The 17,640-nt window shown below is 66.5% G+C and carries 17 protein-coding genes; 4 read left to right on the top strand and 13 right to left on the bottom strand.

Translation table 11 applies throughout. The features are described 5' to 3' along the window. Positions 1 to 11: 11 nt before the first annotated feature. Entirely contained in the window at positions 12 to 602 is a 591-nt protein-coding gene (betI, locus tag AC4PTO_RS12590) for a choline-binding transcriptional repressor BetI (protein WP_492728965.1), read from the bottom strand. Between the two features lie 129 nt (positions 603 to 731). Between betI and choX the strand changes: the two genes are divergently transcribed. From choX to choV, 3 genes are all read left to right on the top strand, one after another. Continuing rightward, positions 732 to 1,655, top strand: coding sequence for a choline ABC transporter substrate-binding protein (gene choX / locus AC4PTO_RS12595; RefSeq protein ID WP_492728967.1), 924 nt, complete (start codon positions 732 to 734; stop codon positions 1,653 to 1,655). Positions 1,656 to 1,728: 73 nt separating this feature from the next. Further along, positions 1,729 to 2,565, top strand: a complete 837-nt coding sequence (gene choW / locus AC4PTO_RS12600; protein WP_492728969.1) for a choline ABC transporter permease subunit — start codon at positions 1,729 to 1,731, stop codon at positions 2,563 to 2,565. Next, complete coding sequence (gene choV, locus AC4PTO_RS12605; RefSeq protein ID WP_492728971.1) at positions 2,562 to 3,584, top strand: choline ABC transporter ATP-binding protein; 1,023 nt, start codon at positions 2,562 to 2,564, stop codon at positions 3,582 to 3,584. Before choW ends, choV begins: the two co-directional genes overlap by 4 nt. Positions 3,585 to 3,592: 8 nt before the next feature. Here the strand turns inward: choV and AC4PTO_RS12610 are convergent, their stop codons facing one another. From AC4PTO_RS12610 to AC4PTO_RS12620, 3 genes are all read right to left on the bottom strand, one after another. Continuing rightward, complete coding sequence (locus AC4PTO_RS12610) at positions 3,593 to 4,501, bottom strand: DMT family transporter (protein ID WP_492728973.1); 909 nt, start codon at positions 4,499 to 4,501, stop codon at positions 3,593 to 3,595. 52 nt (positions 4,502 to 4,553) lie between these two features. After that, positions 4,554 to 5,162 carry a LysE/ArgO family amino acid transporter gene (locus tag AC4PTO_RS12615; protein ID WP_492728975.1) on the bottom strand — a complete coding sequence of 203 codons (609 nt, stop codon included), beginning with the start codon at positions 5,160 to 5,162 and terminating at the stop codon, positions 4,554 to 4,556. Between the two features lie 66 nt (positions 5,163 to 5,228). Then, positions 5,229 to 7,109: a DEAD/DEAH box helicase gene (locus tag AC4PTO_RS12620; protein WP_492728977.1), complete on the bottom strand. Its 1,881-nt coding sequence runs from the start codon at positions 7,107 to 7,109 to the stop codon at positions 5,229 to 5,231. Between the two features lie 263 nt (positions 7,110 to 7,372). Here AC4PTO_RS12620 and AC4PTO_RS12625 point away from each other — a divergent pair, with 263 nt between their 5' ends. After that, complete coding sequence (locus AC4PTO_RS12625; RefSeq protein WP_492728979.1) at positions 7,373 to 8,641, top strand: glycerate kinase type-2 family protein; 1,269 nt, start codon at positions 7,373 to 7,375, stop codon at positions 8,639 to 8,641. A 73-nt stretch (positions 8,642 to 8,714) separates the two neighbouring features. Here the strand turns inward: AC4PTO_RS12625 and dctP are convergent, their stop codons facing one another. The 9 genes from dctP to AC4PTO_RS12670 form a co-directional block, all read right to left on the bottom strand. Then, the gene (gene dctP, locus AC4PTO_RS12630; protein WP_492728981.1) at positions 8,715 to 9,806 is read right to left on the bottom strand and encodes a TRAP transporter substrate-binding protein DctP; all 1,092 of its coding nucleotides are present in this window, start codon (positions 9,804 to 9,806) and stop codon (positions 8,715 to 8,717) included. Positions 9,807 to 9,822: 16 nt separating this feature from the next. Then, positions 9,823 to 11,145 (bottom strand): TRAP transporter large permease, encoded by a 1,323-nt coding sequence (locus AC4PTO_RS12635; protein ID WP_492728982.1) that lies wholly within the window; start codon positions 11,143 to 11,145, stop codon positions 9,823 to 9,825. Continuing rightward, positions 11,135 to 11,635, bottom strand: coding sequence for a TRAP transporter small permease subunit (locus AC4PTO_RS12640; protein WP_492728983.1), 501 nt, complete (start codon positions 11,633 to 11,635; stop codon positions 11,135 to 11,137). Before AC4PTO_RS12640 ends, AC4PTO_RS12635 begins: the two co-directional genes overlap by 11 nt. A gap of 152 nt (positions 11,636 to 11,787) precedes the next feature. Beyond that, positions 11,788 to 12,498, bottom strand: a complete 711-nt coding sequence (locus AC4PTO_RS12645; protein ID WP_492728985.1) for a class I SAM-dependent methyltransferase — start codon at positions 12,496 to 12,498, stop codon at positions 11,788 to 11,790. Further along, positions 12,495 to 13,304 (bottom strand): HpcH/HpaI aldolase/citrate lyase family protein, encoded by an 810-nt coding sequence (locus tag AC4PTO_RS12650; protein ID WP_492728987.1) that lies wholly within the window; start codon positions 13,302 to 13,304, stop codon positions 12,495 to 12,497. The genes AC4PTO_RS12645 and AC4PTO_RS12650 overlap by 4 nt, the downstream gene beginning before the upstream one ends. A 17-nt stretch (positions 13,305 to 13,321) precedes the next feature. Continuing rightward, complete coding sequence (locus AC4PTO_RS12655) at positions 13,322 to 14,515, bottom strand: MFS transporter (RefSeq protein ID WP_492728989.1); 1,194 nt, start codon at positions 14,513 to 14,515, stop codon at positions 13,322 to 13,324. Beyond that, positions 14,512 to 15,288, bottom strand: coding sequence for a GntR family transcriptional regulator (locus AC4PTO_RS12660; protein WP_492728991.1), 777 nt, complete (start codon positions 15,286 to 15,288; stop codon positions 14,512 to 14,514). Before AC4PTO_RS12660 ends, AC4PTO_RS12655 begins: the two co-directional genes overlap by 4 nt. Continuing rightward, on the bottom strand, positions 15,285 to 16,475 hold the full coding sequence (locus AC4PTO_RS12665; RefSeq protein WP_492728993.1) for a CaiB/BaiF CoA transferase family protein: 1,191 nt from the start codon (positions 16,473 to 16,475) through the stop codon (positions 15,285 to 15,287). Before AC4PTO_RS12665 ends, AC4PTO_RS12660 begins: the two co-directional genes overlap by 4 nt. Next, on the bottom strand, positions 16,472 to 17,635 hold the full coding sequence (locus AC4PTO_RS12670; protein ID WP_492728994.1) for an acyl-CoA dehydrogenase family protein: 1,164 nt from the start codon (positions 17,633 to 17,635) through the stop codon (positions 16,472 to 16,474). The genes AC4PTO_RS12665 and AC4PTO_RS12670 overlap by 4 nt, the downstream gene beginning before the upstream one ends. Positions 17,636 to 17,640: the final 5 nt, after the last annotated feature.

Below are 17,640 nucleotides of genomic sequence, written 5' to 3' on the forward strand. Positions count from 1 at the left end.
TGCGGATCGGCCTAGCGCGGGGCGCCAAGCTCTCGGGCGAGGGCATCGAGCACGAGGTCGGCCGCCGCCTGACGGTCAAGCCCGCCCTCGGTCGGGGCCGAAAGCGCCGCGCGCAGATAGACCCCGTCGATCAGCGCGCCCAACGCCTCGGCGATCATCGCGGCGCGCGCGCCGGCAAGGGGGCGCAGATCGTGCATCAGATTGGTGCGCAGCCGGCGGTGATAGACATTCAGCAGGCGCCGGGCCTCGGGCTCGGTCTGGGCGAGGACGTAGAAATTGAGCCAGGCCGCCACCACCTCGCGCCGGAACGAGCCCGAGGCGAAGGAGGCTCGGATGATCGCCTCGACCCGCGGCCGCGGGCCATGCGCGGCGGCCAGGGCCCCGCGCACCTCGGCCCCGAAGATCGTCAGGACATGGCGCATCGTGGCCACGAAGATCGCCTCCTTGGAGCCGAAATAGTGATGCGCAAGGGCCGAACTGACCCCCGCCCGGCGTGCGATCTGCGCCACCGTCACCTCAAGCGAACCGCGCGCCCCGATCTCGACGATCGTTGCTTTCACAATATCGGCTCTTCGTTTAGGCTCCGCCGCAATCCGTGCCATATTGCCCTCAAAAACAGTTGCAATACGGATTTTGACGTGAGTTAATTGACTCGTCAATCAAGAAACGCCGGGCCAGCGGCGAAGACCGCGCCCAGCAAGATGTCAACCATGACGCCCAGGGAGTGTCCTATGAAACTGAGAACCACGATCCCGACCCTTGCCGTTCTGGCCGCTGCGGGCGCGGCACAGGCCGATTGCGCAAAGGTCACGCTTTCCGATGTCGGCTGGACCGACATCACCGCCACCACCGCCGTCACCACGACCCTGCTGAACGCGCTTGGCTACGAGACCGACGTGAAGCTTCTGTCGGTGCCGGTGACCTATTCGGCGCTGTCCACCGGCGATGTGGATGTCTTCCTTGGCAACTGGATGCCCACGATGGAGGCCGACATCGCCCCCTACCGTGAAAACGGCACGGTCGAGACGGTGCGCACCAACCTTGTCGGCGCGAAATACACCCTGGCCACCAATACCGCGGGCGCCGATCTGGGCATCGCGGATTTCGCCGATATCGCCGCACAACGCGAGGCGCTGGAGGGCAAGATCTTCGGCATCGAGCCCGGCAATGACGGCAACCGCCTGATCCTCGACATGATCGAGGGGAACGCCTTCGAACTCGGGGGGTTCGAGGTCGTCGAAAGTTCGGAACAGGGGATGCTTGCGCAGGTGGAGCGCGCGGACAAGGCCGGTGAACCGGTCGTCTTCCTTGGCTGGGAACCCCATCCCATGAACGCCAGTTTCAAGATGACCTATCTGGCCGGCGGCGATGACTTCTTCGGTCCGGATTTCGGCGGCGCCGAGGTGGCGACCAATGTGCGCGCCGGCTATGTGGCCGAATGCCCCAATGTCGGCAAGCTGTTGCAGAACCTCGAATTCTCGCTGCCGCTGGAGAACGAGATCATGGGCGCGATCCTCAATGACGGCGCCGATCCGGGCGATGCGGCCAAGGCCTGGCTTGCGGCGCATCCCGATGTGATCGGCCCCTGGCTTGACGGCGTGACCACGCTGGACGGCGGCGATGCGATGGCCGCCGTGACCGAGGCGCTGAAGTAACGCCCGAAACCGCATCCGCGCCGCGACACGGGCGGCGCGGAGCCTTGCCGCGCAATCAGGGGAGATCGGCGCGATGGATTGGCTGACCGCCAACAAGATACCGGTGGGCAAGACCGCCAAGGTGATATTCGACTGGCTCAAGGATCATGCCGGCGTGTTCTTCGACGCGCTCTCGGTGGCGATGCGGGGATTGATCGACGCGATCCTGCTGGTCTTGCAGGGGCCGCATCCGATGATCATCGTGGCGGCCTTCGTCGCGTTGACGGCCTTTCTGCAACGCGACTGGAAGACGCCGCTTCTGGTGCTGGCGGGGTTCCTGTTCATCCTCAACCAGGGATACTGGAAGGAAACGACGGAAAGCCTGACGCTGGTGCTGTCGTCCTGCGTGGTCTGCATGGCGATAGGCGTGCCGATCGGCATCGCCGCCGCGCACCGGCCCCGGCTTTACGCCTGGATGCGGCCGATCCTCGACCTCATGCAGACGCTGCCGACCTTCGTTTACCTGATCCCGGCCATCGTCTTCTTCGGCATCGGCATGGTGCCGGGCCTGATCGCCACGGTGATCTTCGTGCTGCCCGCGCCGATCCGGCTTACGCATCTGGGCGTGTCGTCGACCCCGCAGACGCTTCTTGAGGCCGTTACCGCCTTTGGCGGCACCCGGCGGCAAACCCTGTGGAAGGTAGAGCTGCCCTATGCGCTGCCGCAGATCATGGCGGGGCTGAACCAGACCATCATGCTGTCGCTGTCGATGGTGGTGATCGCGGCGCTGGTGGGCGCGAACGGGCTGGGCGTGCCGGTCGTGCGCGCGCTGAACTCGGTCAATACCGCGCTCGGCTTCGAATCGGGCTTCATCATCGTGGTGGTGGCGATCATCCTTGATCGGATGCTGCGGATCGGAGGCAAGAAATGACGGTTGCGGTCGAATTCGACAAGGTCAACATCGTCTTCGGCGATCACCCCGACCGCGCCCTGCCCATGATGGACAAGGGTATGAGCCGGGCCGAGATCCAGAAGGCGACCGGGCAGGTGCTGGGCGTCCACGACTGTTCGCTAAGCGTCGAAAGCGGCGAGATTCTGGTGCTCATGGGGCTGTCGGGCTCGGGCAAGTCGACGCTTCTGCGCGCGGTCAACGGGCTGAACCCGGTCTGCCGCGGCCGCGTCGTCATTCATGACGGGGACTGGACCTGCGACATGGTCGGCGCCGCCCCCGCCGACCTTCTGCGCGTGCGCCGCGAATGCGTGGCGATGGTGTTCCAGCAATTCGGCCTGCTGCCGTGGCGCACCGTGCGCGAAAACGTGGGCCTCGGCCTTGAACTCTCCGGCCAGTCTGCTGCCGGGCGGCGCGCGAAGGTGGATGAGCAACTGGCGCTGGTCGGGCTTTCCGACTGGGCCGAACGCAAGGTGGGCGAGCTGTCGGGCGGCATGCAGCAGCGCGTGGGCCTTGCGCGCGCCTTCGCCACCGACGCGCCGATCCTTCTGATGGACGAGCCGTTCTCGGCGCTCGACCCGCTGATCCGCTCGAAGCTGCAAGACGAGCTGCTGGACCTTCAGGCGAAGCTCAGGCGCACCATCATCTTCGTCAGCCACGACCTGGACGAGGCTTTCAAGCTGGGCAACCGGATCGCGCTGATGGAGGGCGGACGCATCGTGCAATGCGGCACCGCGCGCGAGATCATCGCCGCCCCGGTGAACGACTATGTGGCCGATTTCGTGGCCCACATGAACCCGCTTGGCGTTCTGACCGCCGCGGATGTCGCGCAGGAAGGCCCCTGCCCCGAGGGCTGTGCGGTATTGCCCGCCGATACGCCGGTGCGCGACATCATGAAACGGCTTTGCTCCGAGCCCGCGCTTGCCCTGTCCGACGGACGGATGGTGACGCGCGAGGGCGTGATCGCGCATCTGATAGATCCGCGCGGAACCGTGGCCTGAGAAGACCCTCAGACCTTGGTTTCGCCCACCGCCGGGGTGACGGCGCGGCGCTTCAGCTGCGCCTCGCGCCAGGTCATGTAGCTGATCGCGCCGATGATCAGCCCACCCCCCAGAAACACCCAGGGGTCGGCGGCCTCGTCAAAGACCAGAACCCCCAGCAGCGTCGCCCAGACCAGTTGCAGGAAGGTGACCGGCTGCGTCACCGTCATCGGCGCGGCGGCAAAGGCGCGCGTCATGCAATAATGCCCGGCCGTGGCGAAGGCCGCCACCAACGCCAGCCACACCATCTGCTCAGCGCGCATGGGCACCCAGACCGAAAGGGCAAGCGGCGCCAGGCCCAGGGTGACCGTCAGCGACAGCATCGCCACCACCGCGCCGGCCGGAATACGCTCGGACAGCCGTTTGGCGATCAGGTAGCTCAGCCCGAAACTGACTGCGGCGCCAAGCTGGGCGTAGTGGCCCGGAAGGATTTCGCGCAGGCCCGGGCGCAGGACAACCACCGCCCCCAGCAAGGCCACGCCGATCGCCATCAGCCGCCGCGCCGCCAGCCGTTCGCCAAAGGCGATGGCCGCGCCAAGCGTGACGACGATGGGATTGAGATAGCCGATCGCCGTCACCTCGGCGACGGGGATGCGCGCCATGGCATAGAACCACAGCGACACCGCAAGCGTATGAAGCGCGCCGCGCAGCGCGAACATCGGCAGCGCGGCCTGCACCGCGGCCATGCGGAACGTGGACAGCAGCACCGGCGCAAGGAGCACCAGCCCGAACAGGAACCGCATGAAGGCGCCCTGCACCGCGGGAAGGTCGGTTCCCAGATGCCGCACGATCCCGGTGACCGCGACGAAGCAAAGCCCCGTGACAAGCATCCAGACAATTCCGGCAAGGGGTCTGTTGGGGGGCTGCGCCATCGTCATTGGCCGAGATAAGCCCATCGCGGCGGGCACCGCAAGGCAGCGATTGTGTCGGTCACATCCCGCCAAGCGCAAGTCGCGCCGCGATAGAGACCATCACCACCGCCACACCCGCATCCAGAATGCGCCAGGCGACCGGGCGCGCAAAAAGCGGCGCAAGGGCGCGCGCGCCATAGGCAAGCAGGAAGAAGAACCCGAACGAGGCCGAGATCGCCCCCGCGGCGAACGCCACCCCCTTCCCCGGAAACTGGGCCGAAACCGCACCAAGAAGCACGACCGTATCCAGCCAGACATGCGGATTGGCCCAGGTCAGCGCCGCGACGGTCAGCATCACCCCCCAAAGCGGCACCGGCGCCTGCCCGCCCGCCGCGGCAAGCGCGGCCTCTCCGCGCCAGGCCGAATGGGCGGCGCGCGCGGCATAGGCCAGAAGGAAGGCCACCCCGCCCCACCGCATCAGCGGCAGCATCCAGGGCGCGGCCTCGGACAGCGCGGCAAAGCCCGCCACGCCGAGTGCGATCAGCAGCGAATCCGACAAGGCGCAGAACAGCGCGACGGCAAAGACATGCTCGCGCCGCAGCCCCTGGCGCAGCACGAAGGCGTTCTGCGCCCCGATCGCCACGATCAGGCCCAGCCCCAGCTTCAACCCTGCCCAGTAAGCACCCATGCCACCCCCTTCGACACGAGGGTCTAGAGGGTAAGCCCCGATGGTTTCAAGCGTTTTCGCGCGGGCTTATTTGCGCCCGCGGCCACCGCCCTCGGGTCCGCCCCGCGCGGGCCGTGCCTTGGGCTTGCCCCCTTTTGCGGCGGGCTTGCCGAAGGACGGCTTCTTGCCCTTGGCGGGCTTTCCCGCGCTCTCGGGCTTTCCCGCCTTGCCGGGCGCTGGTGCATGCGAAGCGGGCTTTGGCTTCTTCGGGCGCGCAGGCGCGTCCCCAAGGGTCCGCTCAGGCGGCGCGCCTTTCGGGCCCGGCCGCTGATATTTGGGTTTTCCGGCCCCGCCACGCCCCGGCTTGCCGCCTGCGAAGGGCGCGCGCCCGGCCGGCGGAGCACCTACCGCGCCAAGCTGCGTCAGCACCGCGCCGCCCTCGATTCGCATCTCGGGCCCGATCGCGGCAAGAAACCCCGTCACGGCGCTTTCGCGGATTTCGAACAGCGATTCATCGGGCTGGATACGGATCGCCCCGATATCGTCGCGCGTGATGTCGCCCGCCCGGCACAGCATCGGCAACAGGCGGCGCGGATCGGCATTCTGGCTGCGCCCGCCGGGGATCGAGAACCACACGCTGGGGCCGAAGGCCGTGCGCGGCGCGGACCGCTCGTCCACGTCCGACAGGTCTTCGGGGGCCGAGTGGCGTTCGCTGTAAAGCCGCAGGTAGGCCGCGGCGATCTGCGCGACCGAGAAGCGCGCGGCAAGCTTGTCCACCGCGCCGCGCTCGGAGTCCGACACCGCCTCCTGCCAAACCGGGTCCAGCATCATCCGCTCTTCGTCGCGCGCGCGCACCGCATCGGCCGAGGGCGCCTCGGTCCATTCCGCATTCAGCTTCGCCGCACCCAGCAGGCGCTCGGCCTTGCGCCGCGCCACGGGCGGCACGATCAGCGCGCTGACCCCCTTGCGCCCGGCGCGCCCGGTGCGCCCGGACCGGTGCAGCAATGTCTCGTGGCTGGTCGGAAGCTCGGCATGCACGACCAGATCGAGGTTCGGCAGGTCGATCCCGCGCGCAGCCACGTCGGTGGCCACGCAGATCCGTGCCCGCCCGTCGCGCATGGACTGAAGCGCATGCGTGCGTTCGTTCTGCGACAGCTCTCCCGACAGGGCCACGACCGAGAAGCCGCGGTTCGAAAGCCGCGTCGTCAGCCGGGTGACCATGGCGCGCGTATTGCAGAACACGATCGCATTGGGCGCCTCGTAGAAGCGCAGCACGTTGATGATGGCGTTTTCCGCATCGCGCGGCGACACCATCATCGCGCGATATTCGATATCGGCATGCTGCGATTTCTCGGCCGCCGTCGACACGCGCACGGCATCCTTCTGATAGCTTTGCGCAAGCCTGGCGATCGCCGCGGGCACGGTGGCCGAGAACAAGAGCGTCTGGCGGGTTTCCGGGGCCTCGCCCAGGATGAACTCCAGATCCTCGCGGAAACCGAGGTCCAGCATCTCGTCGGCCTCGTCCAGAACCACGGCGCGCAGCTCCCCCAGTTCGATCGAGCCGCGCATGATGTGATCGCGCAGCCGCCCCGGCGTGGCAACGACGACATGCGCCCCGCGTTGCAGCGCGCGGCGTTCGTCGCGCATGTCCATGCCCCCGACGCAAGAGGCCACCACGGCGCCGGCCTGCGCATAAAGCCAGCCCAGTTCGCGCTTGACCTGAAGCGCCAGTTCGCGCGTGGGCGCGATGATCAGCGCAAGGGGGGCCGCGGCGGGGCCGAACACCTCCTCCTCGCCCAGAAGGCCCGGCGCGATGGCAAGGCCGAAACCCAGCGTCTTGCCCGACCCGGTCTGCGCCGATACCAGCATGTCCGCGCCCGCAAGCTCGGGTTTGGTGACGGCAACCTGCACCGGGGTCAGGCTGGTATATCCACGTTGTTCGAGCGCGTCTGCGAGGGCTTTTTTCACGGTCTGGCTTTTCTGTAGCTGAGGGGGCGGGCGACCCGATGGCACCGGGGCGCCCACATCGGGGCGCAGGGCGGGCCCTGCATCCGGGAAGGTCGATCCGGGGCCTCTATAACGTCCGGCGCAAAATGTATAGGCATATCTGCGCCCGGTGGCGCATCCGGGCGCCGGCACGCAGCGGGCTGTTGCGCATTGCCCGCGCCGGGGCCAAGCTTTGCCGAAGGCCACCGGAACAAGGACCACCCGATGCAGCGAAAGGGCATGGCATGACCGATCCCGCGGCGCTTTTGCGAAAGCTGTTCGATACCGCCGTCGCCACGGCGGACCCGATGCGCGTCATCGCCCCGAACCTGCCCCCGCCGCCGAAGGGGCGGCTGATCGTGATCGGTGCGGGCAAGGCAAGCGCGCGCATGGCCGAGGCGGTCGAGGCGCATTACGGGCCCTGCGCGGGGCTGGTCATCACCCGCTACGGCCATGCCCGCCCCTGCACCGGGATCGAAATCGTCGAGGCCGCCCATCCCGTGCCCGATGCCGCCGGGGTCGCGGCCACGGCGCGGATGCTGGCGCTGCTGGACGGGCTGGGGCCCGACGATCTGGTGATTGCGCTGATCTCGGGCGGGGGATCGGCGCTTCTGTGCGCCCCCGCGCAAGGGCTGAGCCTTGAGGAAAAGCAGGCGATCAACGCGGCCCTTCTGGCATCGGGCGCACCGATCTCGGCGATGAACACGCTGCGCAAGCATATCTCGGGGGTGAAGGGCGGCCAGCTTGCCGCGCGCGCGGCGCCTGCACGGATGCTGGCGCTGCTGATCTCGGACGTGCCGGGCGACGATCCGGCGATGATCGCCTCGGGGCCGACGGTCGGGGATGACAGCACCGCGGAAGACGCGCTTGCAATCGCGGAGCGCTGGGGGATTGCGCTGCCCGATAACCTTCGCGCGGCGCTGCTTCGGGGGCGCACCGGCGTTGTACCCCGCAACGACCCGCGCCTTGCCCATGGCGAGACGCGGGTGATCGCCGCGCCCGCGCAATCCTTGCAAGCCGCCGCGAAGGTGGCCCGGTCCGAGGGCTGGCAGGTCATCGTCCTGGGTGACGCGATCGAGGGCGAGGCCCGCGAGGTTGGCGCCGCACACGCACACCTTGCCAAGGGGATCGCGGCCGCATTGGGCCCCGGCGCGCGGCCCGTGCTGCTTTTGTCGGGCGGAGAGCTGACGGTCACGCGGCGCGGCGACGGCATCGGCGGGCCGAATGCCGAATTCGCGCTTGCTGCCGCGCTGGAGCTTGGCGGCGCGCCCGGCATCCATCTTCTGGCCGGCGATACCGATGGCGTGGACGGCGCGGCCGAGGTCGCAGGGGCGCTGATCGGCCCCGACATCCTGACGCGCGCCCGCGCCGCCGGGCTGGATGCGGCCGAGGCCCTTGCGCGCAACGACAGCCACGGCTTTTTCGGCGCAACGCAGGCGCAGTTGATTACCGGCCCGACCCTGACGAATGTCAACGATTTCCGCGCCGTCGCCATCCTGCCGCCACGCCGCTGACAGGCGAGCACGAAAAAGGCCCGCACAGTTCCCGCGCGGGCCTTCGTTTCCTGCGATCCTGCCGGATGCGGATTTACTGCGCGCAGGCGCGGATCTTCTCGATATCCGGGCCGTTCGGCGTGCGGCCGAGGTTGAAGGGCGCAGAGGCATCACGCCATTTGGCGTAGTCGGCCAGATATTCCAGCTGGCTGAGATAGACCTTGGCGGAATCGGGGTTTTCGCAAGCGGTTTCCTCGATCACCGTGTTGGCCATTTCCTGCACCTTCGCGAGGGTTTCGTCATCGTAACGGCTGATCTCGGTGCCCGCGTCCACGAATTGCTGATAGGCTTCGGTCGCGCGCTTTTCGGTGAAGGACAGCGACCAGATCAGGTTGGCCTGCGCCGCGATCTTCAGGTCTTCCTGCGTTTCGGGCGACAGCGCGTCCCACGAGGCCTTGTTGATCATCACCCCGAAGACCGAGGCCGACTGGTGCCAGCCGGGCGTTGCCCAATACTTGGTCACCTGCTGGAAGCCGCCCGAGAAGTCGACGTTCGGCGTCGAGAATTCGGCCCCGTCGATCACGCCGCGCTCAAGCGCCTGATAGATCTCACCGCCTGCCATGGAAACCTGGCTGCCGCCAAGCTTTTCAAGAAGGCGCCCCTGCTCGAGCCCCGACAAGCGCAGACGCTTGCCCTGCAGGTCATCGAGCGACACGATCTTCTCGTTGGTGCGGAAGCCGGATTCGTTGTTGGTCACGCCGTAGGGCAGATAGACCATGCCGAACTTGCCATAGATCTCGTTGTAAAGATCCGCGCCGCCCCACTGCTCGATCCAGTTGACGTAATCGACCGCGTTGAACAGGCTGGCCGTGGTCGCCAGCGGCGAGAAGGCCGAGTTGCGGCCCGCCCAGTAGCCCGGCCAGTCGCCGCCGGCCTGGATCGTGCCCGATTCCACCGCACCGAAAACCTCGCCCGCGGGCACAAGGGCACCGCCCTCGAAGAACTCGATGGTCAGCGCATCGCCGGTCAGCTTGTTGGCCAGTTCCACGAAGTGCTTGTCGATCTCGATCAGTTCAAGCGAGGTCGGCCATGTGGTGGTCATGGTCCAGCTTTCCTGCGCGAGCGATTGCGTGGCAATCCCTGCACCCAGTGCGATACCCGCCAGAACGGCTGTTTTCGTCGTCATCTCCACTCCTCCTTGTTTAACTCTTGTAAAGCGTGTGCGGCAGCCAGGTCACAAGGCCCGGCAGCAGTGCAACGGCAAGACACATCAGGATGATCAGCCCGATGAAGGGCAGCACGCCCACGATGATCTGGGACGTCTTGACCGTGCTTGGCGCGATGGCGCGCAGGTAGAACAGCGCGTATCCGAATGGCGGGGTCAGGAACGAAGTCTGCAACACCACCGACATCAGCACCACGAACCACAGAAGGTCGATGTTCAGTTCCTGCACGATGGGCAGGAAGATCGGGAAGGACAGAAGCACGATGCCCGTCCAGTCCAGGAACGCCCCCAAGATGAAGACGATGAACATCATCATGGTGATCAGCAGCCACGGCGCCATGTCGAGGTTGCGGATGATCTCTTGCGTGGCGCGCAGGCCGCCGGTGATGTTGAACACCCCCGTGAAGGCGGTGGCCCCCACCACGATGAACAGGATCATCGCCGAGGTGCGCCCCGTCTCCAGCATCGCGCCGTAAAAGCTCGACCAGTTGAACTTTCCGCGCAGGATCACGATCACCAGCGCAAGCGCCGCCCCGATCGCCGAGGCCTCGGTCGCGGTGGCGATCCCGGCCAGAAGCGAGCCAAGGATCCCCAGGATCAGCACGAGGGGCGGCACCGCCTCGATTGCCAGCATGCGCAGAAGCGCGGGACGCGCGATCTTTTCATCGGGCTCGACCGCGGGGGCCATGTCGGGGCGGAACACCGCGACGATCACAACCCAAACCGCGTAAAGCAGCCCCAGAAGGACGCCCGGCACCATCGCACCGGCAAACAGCTCGCCCACCGACAACGGCGAATAGCTAGCCATGAGGATCAGCATGATCGACGGCGGGATCAGGATGCCAAGGCAGCCCGAGGCCGCGATCACCCCGGTGGTCAGCGTCGGGCTGTAGCCGTATTGCAGCATCGGGCGCAGCGCCATCACCCCCATCACTGTGATCGAGGCACCGATGATCCCCGTCGTCGCCGCCAGCAGGATCGAGATGAACACCACCGCCAGCGCAAGGCCGCCGCGCACATTCGACATCAGCAGCCGAAGGGATTCGAACATCTTGTCGGTCACGCCACTGTCGGACAGGAAGCGAGCCATCAGCACGAAGAGCGGGATCGCGATCAGCGTGTAGTTGTCCAGCACATCGCCGAAAATCCGGTTAATCACGATGCCAAGCAACATCGGCTTGCCGGCAAGCAGCGTGCCCGCCACGGCGGCGCCGCCCAGAACGAAGGCCAGAGGATGGCCCATGAACAGCCCCAGAAGCAGCAGGCCGAACATGGACAGTGCGATTAACTCAGGCGACACGGACATCCTCCTGGCGATTGAACACAAGCTTCAGAAACTCGGAGATCCCCTGCAACAGCAGCAGTGCCGCCGCCACGGCCATCGCCATCTTTAACGGATAAACCGGAAGCTGGACCGACCCATAGGTCGTCTCGGCCTGCGCATAGGAGCGCATGGCGAATTCATACGAGCGGGTCATGAAGACCCATGCGAAAGGGAAAAAGAAGATCACATAGCCTGCCGCCTCGACCCAGCGGCGCACATTGTGCTGCAAGGCCGCGGTCACGAGGTCCACGCGCACATGCGACTGATGGCGCAGCGCATAGCCCCCCAGCATCACGAAATAGAAACCGAAAAGCTGCTTGGTCACGTCAAAGGCCCAACGGGTCGGCGCATTCAGCACATAGCGCATGATGACATCGTATATGATGATCGCCGCGAAGATGACCGCGACCACGGAAATGATCCTCCCGACAAGCTCATTGAGCCCGTCGATCGCACGGAAAAGCATGATTTTTCCTCCTCTGTGGCCCGCAGGTTAGTGGCTGGGAAAGAGAAGACAAGCACATTTCCGGCGATCCGGCGCAGTTGGCGGGGCCAAAGGCCGGTGCGGCATTGCTTTGCCCTGATATCAGGCATTTCCACGCCGGAGGTGACCTTGCGTCACATGGCCGCGCGGCGCAATAGCGTTACCCGCATCGGCCGCGCAAAGTGTCCTTCCAGCGGCACGGCAAGCCGGTCCCATGCTGCGCGGACGCGGGGACGGATCTCCGGCGAGACGGGGCGTGGCAAGGTCGGCAGATGCATCATGCGCCGATCGAAATCGTCGAAATCGGCAAAGCTGACCGGGGCCAGGAAAAGCCGCTCATCAACCAGATCGAACGGCCCCCCGGCTACCGAGGCATGCAGCGCGGCAAGCGCCGCGGCGCGTTCGGCCTGCTCGTCGTGGAAAAGGCGCATGATCTCGTTCAGCGGCCCCGCGAAGACAGGTTCGCAGACATAAAGCAGCCCCTCGGGGCGCAGCACGCGCGCAACCTCCTGCAGGGCCGTTGACATGGAAGCCTGCGGCACATGATGCAGCGATTTCAGCATCAGGGCCGCATCGAAGCTACCATCCCCAAAGGGCAGCGCCTCGGCACGGCCCGAGATGAAATCTGCCGGAACATCGCCCGGCGTCAGCGCGGTTGCGCGTGCGACATCGGCGGGATCGACCTCGACCCCGGTCACGCGCGCCCCGGCCTTTGCCAGCCGGCGCGACATCGCGCCATCGCCGCATCCCAGATCCAGCAGGCGCGCGCCCGCAACGGGAAGGGTGGCGGCAATCAGGTCGAATTCGTCGGCGATCAGGGCGGGGCGCAGCTCAGGAAGGCTCATGGCGTGATCGTCTCCACAAGGCGGCGGGCGCGTTCGGCCACGGGGCGGTCGATCAGCTTGCCATGCAGGCGGATCGCGCCATTGGCGCCCGCCGCATCGGCCGCGGCGACAATCGCGCGGGCCTGCGCGATCTCGGCTTCGGAGGCGGCGAAGCCCTCGTGCACGGGGCCGATCTGGCGCGGATGGATGCACAGCTTGCCCCCGAAGCCAAGGCCCCGTGCGCGGGCCACGTCACGGCGCAGGATCGCGGCATCGTCCAGCGCGACGGTGACCCCGTCCATCGGCGCCGCGATCCCCGCGACGGCCGAGGCCAGCACAAGGCGCGCGCGGGCATGCAGCAGCGCGTCGTAATCATCCTCTGAATCGGGAATGCCGGCATCAAGCTGGAAATCGACCGACCCGAAGGCAATCTGCGTCACCCCCGGAACGGCGGCCAGATCGCGCGCGTTCCACACGCCAAGCGCGCTTTCGACCAGCGCGATAAGCGCGCAGCCCGCGGGCAGGACTGCGGCCAGCCGCGCCAGATCGGCGGCCTCTTCCGCCTTGGGCAGCATGAGCGCGCAAAGACCCGGCTCTTGCAGCAGCGACAGATCCTTTTCGTGCCAGGGCGTGCTCACGCCGTTCACCCGCACCCCGGCCCTGCCGCCGTTGCGCAGGAAAGCGCGAATCTGCTCGCGCGCGGCGTCCTTGGCATCGGGCTGCACCGCATCCTCAAGGTCAAGCACGACCAGATCGGCCCCCGTGGCCAGGGCCTTGGCGAAACGCTCGGGGCGGTCGGCGGGGGTGAAAAGGCAGGATCTGAACATCGCGGGCTCCTTGCAGGTCACAGTTCGGCCATGCGCGGACGGGTCAGCCCCAGAAACGCGCCGACCGCGAGGATCACGATCCCGATCGCCAGGAACGAGGCGGAAAAGCCGCCGCTGGCTGTCAGGGTCGCGGCAAAGCAGGGCGGCCCGGTCACGACGCCGAAATAGGTGAAGAACAGCGTCCCGCCGGTCACCTTCCCGGCCTGTCCGGGCGGGGCAAGGCGCGCAACCTCGGCCAGGTAGACGCCGTTCCAACCGATGGCCGTGGCCCCGGCCGTCAGCGCCACCAGCCCCACGACCAGCAGCGGCCAGCCCGGCCCGATCAGCGCGAACAGAAGCGCGCAGATGCCGATCGTCACCCCAAGGCTTGCCAGCATGATGCGCGGGGCCACGAAGCGGTCGGCCAGCCAGCCCCAGAGCAGGCGCCCCGCCACGCCGCCGCCCTGCGCGAAAGCCATCATCAGGCCGGCGGCCAGCAGGTCGAGCCCGTAGCTTTGCGTCAGCCACAACACGAGATAGGTCGTCAGGCACAGCTGCACCGAGGCGAAGAAGAACGAGCAAAGCGCGATGTCGCGCAGCGCAGGATGCGCAAAGATCAGCCTGAGCGGCGACAGCACCCCGGCGATCCCGGCCATGCGCGCATGGCCGTTGCGCCCGGCATCCAGCGCGCCGCGCAAGGGCTCGCTCAGCACGGCCATCAGAAGGCACATCCCCGCAACCATCAGCACCGCCACCTCCCAATGCGAGACCGCCACCGCCATGGGCACGAGGATCCCCGCCATCGCGCCCCCCAGCGGCACGCCAGTCTGCTTGAGCGAGAATGTCAGCCCCATGCGATGCGGCGGGGTGGTGCGGATCAGGATGTAAGAGCTGGCCGGCGTGACCGGACCGTAGCCGAACCCCAGCAAAAGCGCGCCGAGCGCGATCTGCCAAAGCCCGCCAAGCACCGTCATGCCCAGCCCCGCTGCACAAAGCAGCAGGCAGACCTGACTGACCCGGATCGGGCCGAAACGCTCGATCAGGTCGCCGCTGACCAGCGACGAGGTCATCGCCCCCGCATAGACGATGCCGATGAAGACCCCGGCCAGGCTTGCCGGATGCCCGGTTGCCGCCGCCGCCTCGGGCGCGATCACGGGGATGGTCAGCGATGCCATCGAGACCAGGGCCTGAATGGCAAGGGTCACGATCAGCGGTGCAAGGTTCTTTATCAATTCCCGGGTCCGTTTTCGGCTTTGAGGCGCAGCGTGCTGACATGGCTGAACCGCGAACCGGGATGCAGGTTGACGGCAAGTTCGAAAAGCTCGTTACGGCTGGAATAGTATTTACGCACGACGCGCAGGCCCGGCTCACCCGCTTCCATGCCAAGACGCCGCGCCACGGCCGGATCCACCGCCACAGCCGAAATTTCCTGGCGGACCTCGGTCAGCTGCAGGCCGAACCGGCGCTCGATCAGGGCATAGATCGGCTCATCGGGTTCGTTTACATGTTCGACCGCCGAACGATAGGGAGCCGCGACATAAATGTCGCTTAGCGCGATCGGTTCGGATTCGCCTGCGACATGGCGCTCACCGCGCATGCGAAACCACTTCTGGCCGGGATTGCAGCCGATCATCCCGGCCAGGTCGTCATCGGCCACCACGTCTTCGCTGTCCGTCAGCGTCAGCGTCACATCGCGCACATACTGGAACAGGTCCGAGATGCCCTCGGCGGACTGGACATAATGGCTGACCGGGCGCGCCGCCTTGACATGCGTGCCTACCCCCGCCTTCGCCGCCACCAGTCCCAGCGCCGCAAGCCGCCGGATCGCCTCGCGCACGGTGTGGCGGCTGACGCCGAACTGCTTGCAGAACTCGGCCTCGGTGGGCAGCAGCGTGCCCACCGGATAGCGGCCGGACTGGATGTCATGCATGATCGCCTGGGCCACGACGAAATAGCGTGGCTGACCCGTGGCGAGGCTGGCTTTGGCGGTGGGCGGCATACTCATACGATCCTGCGTTTGGACAACTCCCCGATCCACTCGTCATCGTCCCGTATCCGGCGCAGCACCTCCTCGGTATGCGCGCCCAGACGCGGCGCGGGCCGCGCCGGCAGGGTTTCGCCCGGACAGCGGATCGGACAGGCCAGCGTCTGGATCGTTCCCCGCACGGGATGAGGGACATCGACAATGAACTCTTGCCCGCGGACATACGGATTGTCGAGCGCTTGCGCAACATCGTAGACCGGAGAGGCGGGCACCTTGCCGCCAAGGGCTTCCATCCATTCCGCCGTGCTGCGCGTCGACAGAACGGCATCAAGCTCTTCGGTCAGCGTGTCGCGGTTTTCCAGCCGTGCGGCAAAGTTATGGTAGCGTGGGTCGTCGGCCCATTCGGGCTTGCCGATCGCATTGGCCAGCACGCCCCAGAACTTTTCCTTGTTGCACATGATGAAGATCCAGCCGTCGCCGGTGCGGTAAAGCTGGCTGGGCGTGAGCGAGGGGTGCGACGAGCGCGGCTTGCGATCGGTCTCGACCCCGTCATTGAGATACCAGGTGCCCAGATAGGTCAGGTTGTGCAGCGCCACCTCGAAGAGGTTGGTGTCGACATCGCGCCCCTGCCCCGTCGCGCGCGCGCCCAGAATGGCCGATACCGTGGCAAGCGCGGCCATCGTGCCGGTCATCATGTCGATGATCGAAATCCCGAAGCGCGCGGGCGGGCCGTCGGGCTCTCCGGTCAGCGACAGATAGCCCGCCTCGGCCTGCGCCAGATAGTCATAGCCCGGCCAGGCCTTGCGCGGCCCCGTGCGCCCGTAGGCCGAAAGATGGGTGCAGACGATCGCGGGATTGACATCCTTCAGCGCCGCGTAGGTCAGGCCCAGCCGTTCGGGCAGATCGCCACGCAGGTTGTTGAACACCGCATCGCTTTGCGCCGCCAGTTCGCGCAGGATCTCCATTCCCTCGGGGCTTTTGAGATCAAGCGTCATCGACTTCTTGTTGCGGTTGAACGACTGGAAGAAGTGGCTGTCGCCCGGCTCGAAGAAATGCGGACCCACGAGGCGGCCGACATCGCCCCCTTCGGCGGGGTTCTCGATCTTGATGACCTCGGCGCCCAGATCCGCCAGATGCTGGGTGCCGAACGGGCCCGCGCCATATTGCTCGATGGCAATGATGCGGACCCCGTCCAGAGGGAGCGTCATACCTTGTTCCTCTCGATCTGTTGGCGCGCGATGATGATGCGCTGCAATTCGTTGGTGCCCTCGCCGATCGTTAGAAGCGGCGCGTCACGATAAAGGCGCTCGACATTGTATTCCTTGGAATAGCCATAGCCGCCGTGGATGCGCATGCATTGGGTGGCGTTCGTCAGCGCGGCCTCGGTGGCGAAGTATTTCGCCATGCCCGCCTCCATGTCGCAACGCTCGCCCCGGTCATAGGCGCGGGCGGCATTCTCGACCAGAAGCCGCGCGGCCTCGGTCCGCGTCGCCATCTCACCCAGATAAAGCTGGATGGCCTGATGTTCGCAGATCGGCTTGCCGAAGGTCTTGCGGATCTGGCTGTAGGTGGTGGCCTCGTCAAGCGCGGCCTGCGCCACGCCCACGCCGCGGGCCGCCACGTTGATGCGGCCCAGTTCCAGCCCCGACAGGATTTGTTGCAGGCCCCGGCCCTCGACCCCGCCCACCAGCCGGTTCGCGGGCACGCGATAATCCTCGAAAAGAAGCTCGCAGGTATCGATGCCGCGATAGCCAAGCTTCTCCAGCTTGCGCGTGACCTTGAAGCCCGGCCCTTTCTCGGCGATCAGCAGGCTCATGCCCTTGTGGCGGGGCTGGGCCGCGGGATCGGTCTTCACCAGAAGCGCGATGCAGTTGCCCTGCCCCGAATTGGTGATCCAGGTCTTGGCGCCGTTCACGACGTAATCCTCGCCGTCACGCCTGGCGACCGTACGGATCGCCTGAAGATCGGTGCCCGCATCCGGCTCGGTCAGCCCGATGCCGCCGCGCAGCTCTCCGGTGGCGAATTTCGGCAGGAACTCGGATTTCTGCGCCTGCGTGCCGTTGCGCTGCACCGCCGAGGCCATGATGAGATGCGAATTGACGATCCCCGACAGCGACATCCAGGTGCGCGAGATCCGCGCGATGATCTTCGCATAGGTTGAGGTGCTCAGCCCCAGCCCGCCGTAATCCTCCGAGATGATGCAGCCGAACAGGCCCATCTCCTTCATCTTCTCGACGATCTCGGCGGGATAGATATCCTCATGCTCCAGCTTGCGAACATGCGGGACCACCTCGGCTTCAAGAAAGCGGTCCAGCATGTCGAGCATCATGGCTTCCTGCTCGCGGCGGTCTTCTTCGGTATGGCTCATGTCTG

Source organism: Rhodobacter maritimus (genome assembly GCF_058747975.1).

What these genes read in the sequence shown, in the direction of transcription:
- betI (WP_492728965.1), bottom strand. Translation starts at nt 602, where the DNA reads ATGGCACGGATTGCGGCGGAGCCTAAACGAAGAGCCGATATTGTGAAA.
- choX (WP_492728967.1), top strand. Translation starts at nt 732, where the DNA reads ATGAAACTGAGAACCACGATCCCGACCCTTGCCGTTCTGGCCGCTGCG.
- choW (WP_492728969.1), top strand. Translation starts at nt 1,729, where the DNA reads ATGGATTGGCTGACCGCCAACAAGATACCGGTGGGCAAGACCGCCAAG.
- choV (WP_492728971.1), top strand. Translation starts at nt 2,562, where the DNA reads ATGACGGTTGCGGTCGAATTCGACAAGGTCAACATCGTCTTCGGCGAT.
- AC4PTO_RS12610 (WP_492728973.1), bottom strand. Translation starts at nt 4,501, where the DNA reads ATGACGATGGCGCAGCCCCCCAACAGACCCCTTGCCGGAATTGTCTGG.
- AC4PTO_RS12615 (WP_492728975.1), bottom strand. Translation starts at nt 5,162, where the DNA reads ATGGGTGCTTACTGGGCAGGGTTGAAGCTGGGGCTGGGCCTGATCGTG.
- AC4PTO_RS12625 (WP_492728979.1), top strand. Translation starts at nt 7,373, where the DNA reads ATGACCGATCCCGCGGCGCTTTTGCGAAAGCTGTTCGATACCGCCGTC.
- dctP (WP_492728981.1), bottom strand. Translation starts at nt 9,806, where the DNA reads ATGACGACGAAAACAGCCGTTCTGGCGGGTATCGCACTGGGTGCAGGG.
- AC4PTO_RS12640 (WP_492728983.1), bottom strand. Translation starts at nt 11,635, where the DNA reads ATGCTTTTCCGTGCGATCGACGGGCTCAATGAGCTTGTCGGGAGGATC.
- AC4PTO_RS12645 (WP_492728985.1), bottom strand. Translation starts at nt 12,498, where the DNA reads ATGAGCCTTCCTGAGCTGCGCCCCGCCCTGATCGCCGACGAATTCGAC.
- AC4PTO_RS12650 (WP_492728987.1), bottom strand. Translation starts at nt 13,304, where the DNA reads ATGTTCAGATCCTGCCTTTTCACCCCCGCCGACCGCCCCGAGCGTTTC.
- AC4PTO_RS12660 (WP_492728991.1), bottom strand. Translation starts at nt 15,288, where the DNA reads ATGAGTATGCCGCCCACCGCCAAAGCCAGCCTCGCCACGGGTCAGCCA.
- AC4PTO_RS12665 (WP_492728993.1), bottom strand. Translation starts at nt 16,475, where the DNA reads ATGACGCTCCCTCTGGACGGGGTCCGCATCATTGCCATCGAGCAATAT.
- AC4PTO_RS12670 (WP_492728994.1), bottom strand. Translation starts at nt 17,635, where the DNA reads ATGAGCCATACCGAAGAAGACCGCCGCGAGCAGGAAGCCATGATGCTC.